Source organism: Alteribacillus iranensis (assembly GCF_900113025.1).
Lineage (GTDB): Bacteria > Bacillota > Bacilli > Bacillales > Marinococcaceae > Alteribacillus_A > Alteribacillus_A iranensis.
In genome coordinates this window covers 332,570-341,756 of record NZ_FONT01000004.1, presented here as the reverse complement: position 1 = coordinate 341,756, position 9,187 = coordinate 332,570, and the positions used below count along the sequence as shown (strand labels likewise).

The following is a 9,187-nucleotide window of genomic DNA, read 5'->3' as shown; positions in this document are numbered from 1 at the left end:
GCAAGCGAGTAAGACCCCTTGTAGATGACAAGGTTGATAGGTCTGAGGTGGAAGCGTGGCAACACGTGCAGCTGACAGATACTAATCGGTCGAGGGCTTATCCAACGCAAAGGATGAGGCGCCTCGATACACGCTCTTTATATTCGTTATCCAGTTTTGAGGGAACACTTGCACAGGATGTGCTGGCTTCTGCGTTACAAACAGGACGTTTGTGTCCTTAGCAGAAGATCCTTTGACCATAAGTCTGGTGACGATAGCGAAGAGGTTCCACCCGTTCCCATGCCGAACACGGAAGTTAAGCTCTTCAGCGCCGATGATAATGAAGGGGCAACCCTTTGTGAAAGTAGGACGTTGCCAGGCTCTTTTGCTATCTTACTTTTTTATATTACATAAGCTTCCTTAGCTCAGTTGGCAGAGCGCATCCATGGTAAGGATGAGGTCAGCGGTTCGAGCCCGCTAGGAAGCTCCATGACAATGCCTATTAAAGGGCAGGTTTCAGAAATTAGAAAACCTGCTCTTTTTTTGTGTTAACCTGTCATCTCTTCTATCAGCCTACGCAATGAAAAATATTTTTAGTCCATCCTTCTTTCCCTTCTGTGCCTTGAAACGACAGGTAGGAGGCGGGGTATCCTTTAAGACCCTTCTTTATCCCTGTCATAGGGAAGGATAACCGCTTTTTTTTAATATTCCTAGACGTTTCTTTAAACTCTGTTGTGCTACACATCGATTATCTATTTGTTGGTGAAAAAGGGAGAAAACCCGTGCTGATAGAAATTATACTTTGTGTTAAAATGTGTATAGGAAAGCTATAAGTGAGACCCTGTCTATTATCGATCAACTGATTCATATAGGAAAGTTTTTCTGTTTTTATCTATCCATGTTCTAGAACAATTAGGAATTGATGGCAATGGTTTATATATAACAGCTGTTACCATCGCAAGGCTTCGGAGTTATCGGATCATTTCCTTATTCGCTTACTCATTGACGTGGGGGACGGTAAATGTTCGCTTTCCGTTAGCTTTTAAATCACTTGTAATTATTCTATAATAGTAGATGGCTTAAACTATAAATAATGAAGGAATACAATATCGGTATAGTTGAGACAGAAAAGGTGTGTGACTGGGCCGCACCTTAGCTTGGTATGACACCTGCATCTTTTCTGCAAATTTTAGGGAAAAGGTTGGTAAAAATGAGCAACAGAGAGAATAAAACGGATGTCATTTTAATTGGCGCAGGTATTATGAGTGCGACATTAGGAACCATTTTGAAAGAATTAGCCCCGGACTGGAATATTAAAGTCTTTGAAAAACTGGCGAGTGCGGGTGAAGAGAGTTCAAATGAGTGGAATAATGCAGGAACTGGACATGCTGCATTATGTGAGCTTAATTACACGGTAGAAAAGCCAGATGGATCTGTAGATATTAGCAAAGCGATAAAGATTAACGAACAATTCCAGGTTTCTAAGCAGTTTTGGTCTTATCTTGTAGACAGCCAATTAATCCAAAACCCTAAAGCATTTATTAGACCATTGCCTCATCTAAGTCTAGTGCGCGGAGAACAGAATATAGAGTTTTTGAAAAAACGTTTTGAAGCCATGTCACACAATCCTTTATTCGAAGGCATGGAATTTTCTGATGATCCAGAGATGCTGAAAGATTGGATTCCTCTCATTATGCGAGAGCGCGATCCTAAAGAGGCTATTGCAGCTACGAAAATAGAGGATGGTACGGATGTTAACTTTGGCGCGTTAACGAACACTTTGTTCGATCACCTTCAATCGAAGGGTGTAGAAATCAACTACAAGCATAGTGTGGATGATTTGAAACGCATGGATGGCGGGGCATGGGAATTAAAAGTACGAAATGTAGATAATGGCCAGGTAGAACACCATTCAGCAAACTTTGTATTTATTGGTGCCGGTGGAGGCAGTCTGCATTTACTTCAAAAATCGGGTATTCCGGAGGGAAAACGTATTGGCGGCTTCCCTGTGAGCGGCTTATTTATGGTGTGTAAAAATCCAGACATTGCTGCCGAGCACCATGCGAAAGTATACGGAAAGGCAAAGGTTGGCGCCCCGCCAATGTCAGTACCGCACCTAGATACAAGATATATTGATGGCCAAAAGTCACTGCTGTTTGGACCATTTGCTGGCTTTTCACCTAAATTTTTAAAGACAGGCTCTATGCTAGATTTATTCACTTCTGTCAAACCAAATAATCTATTTACAATGTTAGCGGCAGGAGCAAAAGAAATGTCGTTAACCAAATATCTCATTCAGCAAGTCATGCTATCAAAAGAACAACGTATGGAAGAATTGAGAGAGTTTATCCCTGGCGCTAAAAGTGAGGATTGGGACTTAGTAGTTGCTGGACAACGTGTACAAGTGATAAAAGATACAGAAGAAGGCGGAAAAGGTACCCTTCAATTTGGGACAGAGATGATAACGGATGCAGACGGCACAATTGCAGCGTTACTAGGGGCTTCTCCAGGTGCATCTACTGCTGTTCATGTGATGCTTGAATTAATTGAATCGTGCTTCCCGGAACAAATGAAAGAATGGGAACCAAAAGTGAAGGAAATGATTCCATCATATGGTCTCTCTCTAATGGAACATCCTGAGCTTTTGAAAGATATTCATCGCTCTACAGCAGAATCATTGAGCTTAAATGATAAAGAGACACCGGTGCATAATTAGTAAGAGAAGGGGACCATCTCTTTGTCTAATGTTTACTCGAACCCTTATTTACGTGATAGGGTGTAAGAAAACTATAAGTAGTTAAAGGTGTGACGTAGGTCACGCCTTTTTTGTGTTTGTAACTCTCTCCGACTGCAAGACCAGCAACTTTTCGTGCGCAGACGGACTATCTCTCTGTGTTTCTTTATTAAATTCGAGCGATAAACTTCCCGCTCCTGTCCATGGGAAGAGGAAACTTTTGAAGTAGGCTTCCCGATCATGGCCAAGGGCGTAGTGACAGGTGACAGATATGAGACATAAAAAGTTGGAAAAAAATATAAGCTTTCTTTCATCCTATTACCTGATGGAGAAAACATGTTAAACTATTGGAGGAATATGGACAGACTAGAACTATGCACCTTAGATGGTAAGAGGAGAAAGAGAGGACGATCAATGAGGAAACAGTCTGTTATTTTAGCTGTTGCCATCACACTAGCAGTACATGGCTGTTCTTCTCAAGAGGAAGAGCCAGCTCTTGAGGAACCGAATAAAGAGACAGAAACGGAACCAGTATCCACCAATCAACAGGACAAGGGTGCGGAGAATGAGGAAGCTCCTGCCGCCGGTAGAGAAGCTGTGTCTCTTAAGGTAGACGATCAAGGACTATTATCAGAGCCGGATGATACATTGGCGCTTGTGAATAAAGAGTATCGCTTACCTGCAGATTATCAGCCAAACGATTTGACTGTTCCTGACGTACCATTCCCATTTGAGGAAAACCATCCAAAAAAACAACTAAGAGAGCCAGCTGCACGTGCGCTAGAAAATTTGTTTGCTGATGCGGAAAAGGAAGGTTTCTCCCTTTTCGCCGTTTCAGGATACCGCTCCTATGATCGTCAAGAAGCCATTTACACAGCGAATGTAGAAGCGGATGGGGAAGAAGCGGCAAATCAATATAGTGCAAAACCAGGAGAAAGCGAGCATCAAACTGGTCTTAGCATGGATGTCAGTTCGTTGTCCAACGACTTTGGTCTTACTACAGAATTTGGAGAGACACCCGAAGGACAATGGTTGAAAGAGAACGCTCATCGGCATGGATTTATTATTCGCTACCCCGAAGGCAAAACAGAGATTACGAACTACCAATACGAGCCGTGGCATATACGTTACGTAGGGGACGAAGCAGCAACTATCATGTATGAAGATAATTTAACATTAGAAGAATACTACGGACTATCAGGTAAGGAGTAACCATAAAATGCGCTCCGACCAGTCAACTGGCGGAGCGCATCTTTTATTCATTATCGTCCTCAAAATAATCTCCCTGACGGCCGCTCCATAAAAAGATGGCAAGGACAGCCGCGGCCAATGTGAGATGAGGAGCAACCATAATAAGAAAATGATTGAGATCCATTCTTCATTCCCTCCTATTGTTTTAACCTTCCTATTATCGTTTTCCCTTTACGTAATCTGCGTCGAATAAAAACAAGCGCATTAAAAAGTAAAGAGATGGCAAAAGCAATAGTAACCCGGCGAGAAATGCAAGAATAAGAGCAAATGCCATAGTTTCGTTAACAAATCCATCGTAAATCGTTAAATATGGATAGAGCAAATATGGTAAATGAGAGGCTCCATATCCAAACCATGCGCTAAAAAACTGAAGCATGACTAAAACAAAAGCCAACCCGTGTCTTCGCTTTTTATAAATGAGATAAACAGAAACGAGAAAAAATAAGAGAGATAAGAAAAACATCCAGCTGATATGAAGCATTTCAGTAAAGTGATCCGGGTTATGCTGACTGATTGCAAAGAAAATAAATATGCTAGCTAAAATGGTAGGCAAGGACCATCCAAGCGTGTAACGCCTAAACAAGTGATAAGATTCTGTATCCCCGGCTTTGTAAGCGTAATAAGTTAAGAAAGAGGCTGAAATAAATAATACACTTACAATAGCTAGAATAACGACACTCCATGAATATGCACTTGTAAATAACTCCCCTAACAGCAATGTCACGTTTCCATCCTGAATGTCCAAATAACCCCCTTCTGATATGGTCAATACAATAGTGAAAGAAGCAGGAATGAGTAACCCGCTCATGCCATAGAGAAAGGAATATATTAAGTTATCACTTGACCCATACGTGTTAAACGCATAGTAAGAACCGCGAATGGCGATCAATACAATAGAGATACTTCCTGGTACCAAAAGAGCTGTTCCAAAATAATAAGCGGTATCCGGAAAAAAACCTATGATCCCGACAAAAAAGAAGACGAGAAATACGTTAGTTACTTCCCATACTGGTGAAAGATAACGTTGAATGAGCCGATTGACCTGATAATTTCTATGAAATGCCTTATTATAAAAGTGAAAAAAACCTGCACCAAAGTCAATAGAGGCAACAATTAAATAACCATAAAGAAAAAACCATAATACGGTGATCCCTAATACTTCATAGCTCATTACCTGTCACCCCCTGTTTCAAAACCTCGCTGTTCTAACTCATGAGCAGCCGGATTACTACGAAACATTTTCCTTAATACGATGGCACAGGTGATGCCGAGGATGATATACAAGGCAATAAAGAGATAAAGCATAAGATCGACGTGAAGAGAAGTGGTAGCGCCATCTGGAGTTCTCATGATTCCATAGAGAATCCAAGGCTGCCGCCCGATTTCTGTAAAGAACCAACCAAATTCTGTTGCTAATAAGGATAAAGGGCCTCCTATTGCTACGCCCCATAATAAAAATTTGGTATGAAGCCAGTCTTTCTTCAACCAGCTGATGAGCAGATAGAGAAAAGAAATGAATGCCAAATACATACCAATGGCTACCATGCCGTCAAAGAAATAGTGGACGTAAGGAGGAGCGGTATCTTCTTTTGGAAATTCTTCAAGTCCCACCACTTCTGCATCGGGAGTGCCGTGTGCTAAAATACTTAACGCGTAAGGAATTTCAATGGCATACTTGATTTCATTTTCTTCTGTTAGCACACCGCCAAAAACGAGGGGTGCTTCTGTTTCCGTTTCAAAATGCCATTCTGCTGCTGCTAGCTTTTCTGGCTGATACTCTGCTAAGTATTTACCAGAGAAGTCACCGATAAGAACCGTGGCTATCGAGAACACGAATGCAGACATCATCGTCATGCGGAGAGCCTTTTTGTGATACACATGACGGTCTCCTTTAAGGAGTTTTACTGCAGCGATCATGCCGAGAATGAAAGCCGAAGTAAGGTAAGAGGTAGCAAGAACATGAGCTGTTTTTGTAGGTGTGGCCGGATTAAACATAGCCGCTAGCGGGTTAACGTCTGTCAACACGCCGTGAATGATCTGGAAACCATGAGGTGCATTCATAAAACTGTTAACAGTAGTAATGAAAAAGGCTGAAAGAGAAGCACCTATAACTACTGGGATGATTAATAAAAAGTGCCGCATTGGCTTCTTAAATCGATCCCATGTGTATAAATATATTCCAAGAAAGATAGCTTCAAAGAAAAAGGCAAACACTTCCATGAATAGCGGGAGAGCGATGGTTTGGCCGGCAACCTGCATAAAATTCGGCCATAATAAGCTTAGCTGCAGCCCTATTGCGGTTCCGGTAACGACTCCTACTGCGACTGTCACAACAAATCCACGAGCCCACCGTCTAGCCAAAAGTTGATAATGAGGGTCTTTTTTACGAATTCCCATCCACTCAGCTATTGCAATCATGAGCGGGACACCGACGCCAATCGTGGCAAATATAATGTGAAAAGCGAGTGTGACACCTGTAAGTATCCGGCTGTATAGTGCCGGATCATATTCCATAAACATAGATGAATGCTCCTTTCTTCTTCTCTCTATGTTTAATGCGATAAGGGACATGTTTGCTTTCTTTGGACAAAGGGACGTTTTAATAAACCGTTTATGTGAAATATATCACAAGCAGAAGAAAAACTGGGTGAAAACAAGCATCTTTCACATACAATTCATAGATGAAGACACATACTTTTCACAGTTCGTCTCGTAGGAAAGGGAAAGAGGTAAAATAGACAATTCTCGTTTTTATTCTAATATGGTAAGATATAGTGGTGTTCTTATGCACAAAAATACATTTTCATTTTAGTATATATAACATAAGTTTAAAAGAATAGGAGCGTTTATCAGTGAATATCGATATAGACGGAGTCAACGTTCATTATCGCGTCTCCGGAGAAGGGGTGCCTGTAGTGCTTCTTCATGGCTGGGGAGCCAATATTCAAGCATTTGCTCCCGTTCATCAATTTCTGGAGAAGCATTTTAAAGTATGGTCGATTGACTTTCCGGGATTCGGAGAGAGTCAAGAACCTCCCGAGCCTTGGACAGTGGGAGACTACACGAATATGCTTGAGAAATTTTTAACACATTTAAATATTGAAAAACCCATACTGATCGGGCACTCTTTCGGTGGGCGCGTCTCTATTAAGTATGCTTCGAGAAAGCCGGTGAGAAAAGTTATCCTCGTTGATAGTGCCGGGATAAAGCCAAAGCGAAAACCAAAGTATTATGTAAAAGTGTACACGTATAAAACGTTTAAAAAACTACTGAAGCTGCCTGTGATAAGAAATTATGAGCAAGAAATATTAACGAAGGTAAAAGGGAAGCTTGGTTCTGCTGATTATAAAAATGTCTCAGGGGTGATGCAGCAGACCATGGTGAAAGTAGTCAATGAAGATCTCAGACACCATCTGCCTCATATAAAGGCCCCGACGCTTCTCGTTTGGGGAGAAAAAGATGAAGCAACCCCAGTAGAGGATGGTAAGATAATGGAGGAAATGATCCCGGATGCGGGGCTTGTCGTATTGGATAACGCAGGGCATTATTCGTATCTGGACAAACGAAATGAATTTTTAGTCATCATTGATTCTTTCCTTCAAAAAGACAAGGAGGAACAGAAGTCATGATCACCGTATTAATTCTGTTGTACTTGGCAGCTTGGGTATATTACAATAGTAAACTTGTAAAGAAAAGCACTCACATGCTTCAGCTTAACTCGTATCGAAATGAGCGATACTGGCGGTGGGTAAAATCAAATCCATCGAAAGCGTTTCCTAACAGACACTATGTACTGCTCGTTTCACTCCTTCCATTTCTGTTCGGAAGTGAACTATTTGCTCTACTTCTAGGCATTGTACTATTTGGCGCTTTCGGGTATTGGACACCGGAAGAAAAAGAGAAAAAGAAACTTGTGGTTACATCGAGAGTAAAACGACTATTTATTACGACTGGTATTTTATTCGTGCTAACAGCCATTATCGGTCTTTTAGTAGGAACAGGTGAAGAAAGCTCGCTTGCTTGGTTCTTAATTTTAACTATCGGCGCTTCCATCCTCTCATACTTGTTTACGGTGGTTGGCAATGTCATTAACTGGCCGATTGAGAGGCAAATTAACCAATACTACTTCCATGATGCAGAGAAGATTATCAAATCAATGCCGAATCTAGAAGTGATTGGAATAACAGGAAGTTACGGGAAGACAAGTACAAAGCACATTGTTGAAACGGTATTGTCTTCTCAATTTAATGTATTGATGACCCCGGAGAGTTATAATACGAAAATGGGGGTTACGAAAACGATTCGCACCATGTTAAAACCCTATCACGAGATATTTATAGCAGAAATGGGTGCGAAGCAGGAGCATGATATCCAAGAGATATGCGATCTCGTGCATCAAAAATATGGAATACTTACGGCTATCGGCGAGCAGCATTTAGAAACCTTTAAGACCCTCGATAACATTAAAAAAACAAAATTTGAACTGATTGAAACGCTGCCTCATGAAGGAACGGCATTCCTTAATAAGGACGACCAAAATATTATGTCATATGAACAGCGGAACAAATGCCGAGTGATTTATTATGGTATCGAAGCGGCGGATCTGCATTACCGAGCTACTGATATTTCATACTCGTCCAAAGGGTCATCATTTTCGGTGTTAAAATATGACGGGACGTCCGTCGACATACAGACAAAGCTGCTCGGCCGTCATAACATCTATAATATTCTTGCAGCCATCGCAATCGGCTCAGAGAAGGGGATACCGCTTGAGAAAATCGCTCGTGCTATTAAACAGGTGGCTCCCGTAGAGCATAGGCTTGAACTTAGAAAAAAATCAGGGAATATAACAATTATTGATGACAGCTTCAATTCAAATCCCGTTGGATCACGTATGGCAGTTGATGTACTTGGTCAAATGCCGGAGTATAAAGTATTAGTGACGCCCGGTATGATAGAGCTTGGAGAAAAAGAATATGATTTAAATAAAGCTCTAGCAGAACACGCGGCAGACGTATGTGACTTTATTATTCTTGTTGGCAAAAAGCAGACACAGCCACTGCAGGATGGCTTGATAGGAAAAGGTTATCCGGAAAGCCAATATTATGTCGCAAGCGACTTACAGGACGCTATCGCCAAGATGAATGAAGTAGCTCGTCAAAAAACAGTCGTGCTATTAGAAAATGATTTGCCAGATACTTTTAATGAGTGAGGAAATGAGGG

At 41.4% G+C, this 9,187-nt stretch carries 7 protein-coding genes, 1 tRNA gene and 2 rRNA genes; 7 read left to right on the top strand and 3 right to left on the bottom strand.

The window, feature by feature from the left end; all coding sequences use genetic code 11:
• The 5 genes from BM095_RS11405 to BM095_RS11385 form a co-directional block, all read left to right on the top strand.
• Positions 1–105 (top strand): 23S ribosomal RNA (locus BM095_RS11405); the annotation flags it as partial.
• A 138-nt stretch (positions 106–243) separates the two neighbouring features.
• Positions 244–360: ribosomal RNA gene (rrf, locus tag BM095_RS11400) — 5S ribosomal RNA — on the top strand.
• Positions 361–393: 33 nt separating this feature from the next.
• Positions 394–469: transfer RNA gene (locus BM095_RS11395), tRNA-Thr, on the top strand.
• Positions 470–1,141: 672 nt separating this feature from the next.
• Positions 1,142–2,695 (top strand): malate:quinone oxidoreductase, encoded by a 1,554-nt coding sequence (locus BM095_RS11390; RefSeq protein WP_281243893.1) that lies wholly within the window; start codon positions 1,142–1,144, stop codon positions 2,693–2,695.
• Between the two features lie 432 nt (positions 2,696–3,127).
• Positions 3,128–3,925: a M15 family metallopeptidase gene (locus tag BM095_RS11385; protein ID WP_091661760.1), complete on the top strand. Its 798-nt coding sequence runs from the start codon at positions 3,128–3,130 to the stop codon at positions 3,923–3,925.
• 43 nt (positions 3,926–3,968) lie between these two features.
• On the opposite strand, the gene cydS is transcribed toward BM095_RS11385, so the two are convergent.
• From cydS to BM095_RS11375, 3 genes are read right to left on the bottom strand one after another with little or no spacing between them, the layout of a single operon-like run.
• A complete protein-coding gene (gene cydS, locus BM095_RS16915; RefSeq protein ID WP_407639161.1) occupies positions 3,969–4,088 on the bottom strand; it encodes a cytochrome bd oxidase small subunit CydS in 120 nt (39 codons plus the stop codon).
• A 33-nt stretch (positions 4,089–4,121) separates the two neighbouring features.
• Positions 4,122–5,135 (bottom strand): cytochrome d ubiquinol oxidase subunit II, encoded by a 1,014-nt coding sequence (locus BM095_RS11380; protein ID WP_091661757.1) that lies wholly within the window; start codon positions 5,133–5,135, stop codon positions 4,122–4,124.
• A complete protein-coding gene (locus BM095_RS11375; protein WP_091661754.1) occupies positions 5,135–6,484 on the bottom strand; it encodes a cytochrome ubiquinol oxidase subunit I in 1,350 nt (449 codons plus the stop codon). Before BM095_RS11375 ends, BM095_RS11380 begins: the two co-directional genes overlap by 1 nt.
• Positions 6,485–6,816: 332 nt before the next feature.
• Between BM095_RS11375 and BM095_RS11370 the strand changes: the two genes are divergently transcribed.
• Both BM095_RS11370 and BM095_RS11365 read left to right on the top strand, forming a co-directional pair.
• Entirely contained in the window at positions 6,817–7,593 is a 777-nt protein-coding gene (locus BM095_RS11370) for an alpha/beta fold hydrolase (RefSeq protein WP_091661751.1), read from the top strand.
• The gene (locus tag BM095_RS11365) at positions 7,590–9,176 is read left to right on the top strand and encodes a Mur ligase family protein (protein ID WP_091661749.1); all 1,587 of its coding nucleotides are present in this window, start codon (positions 7,590–7,592) and stop codon (positions 9,174–9,176) included. The genes BM095_RS11370 and BM095_RS11365 overlap by 4 nt, the downstream gene beginning before the upstream one ends.
• Positions 9,177–9,187: the final 11 nt, after the last annotated feature.

What these genes read in the sequence shown, in the direction of transcription:
- BM095_RS11375 (WP_091661754.1), bottom strand. Translation starts at nt 6,484, where the DNA reads ATGTTTATGGAATATGATCCGGCACTATACAGCCGGATACTTACAGGT.
- BM095_RS11390 (WP_281243893.1), top strand. Translation starts at nt 1,142, where the DNA reads ATGACACCTGCATCTTTTCTGCAAATTTTAGGGAAAAGGTTGGTAAAA.
- BM095_RS11380 (WP_091661757.1), bottom strand. Translation starts at nt 5,135, where the DNA reads ATGAGCTATGAAGTATTAGGGATCACCGTATTATGGTTTTTTCTTTAT.
- BM095_RS11385 (WP_091661760.1), top strand. Translation starts at nt 3,128, where the DNA reads ATGAGGAAACAGTCTGTTATTTTAGCTGTTGCCATCACACTAGCAGTA.
- cydS (WP_407639161.1), bottom strand. Translation starts at nt 4,088, where the DNA reads ATGGATCTCAATCATTTTCTTATTATGGTTGCTCCTCATCTCACATTG.
- BM095_RS11365 (WP_091661749.1), top strand. Translation starts at nt 7,590, where the DNA reads ATGATCACCGTATTAATTCTGTTGTACTTGGCAGCTTGGGTATATTAC.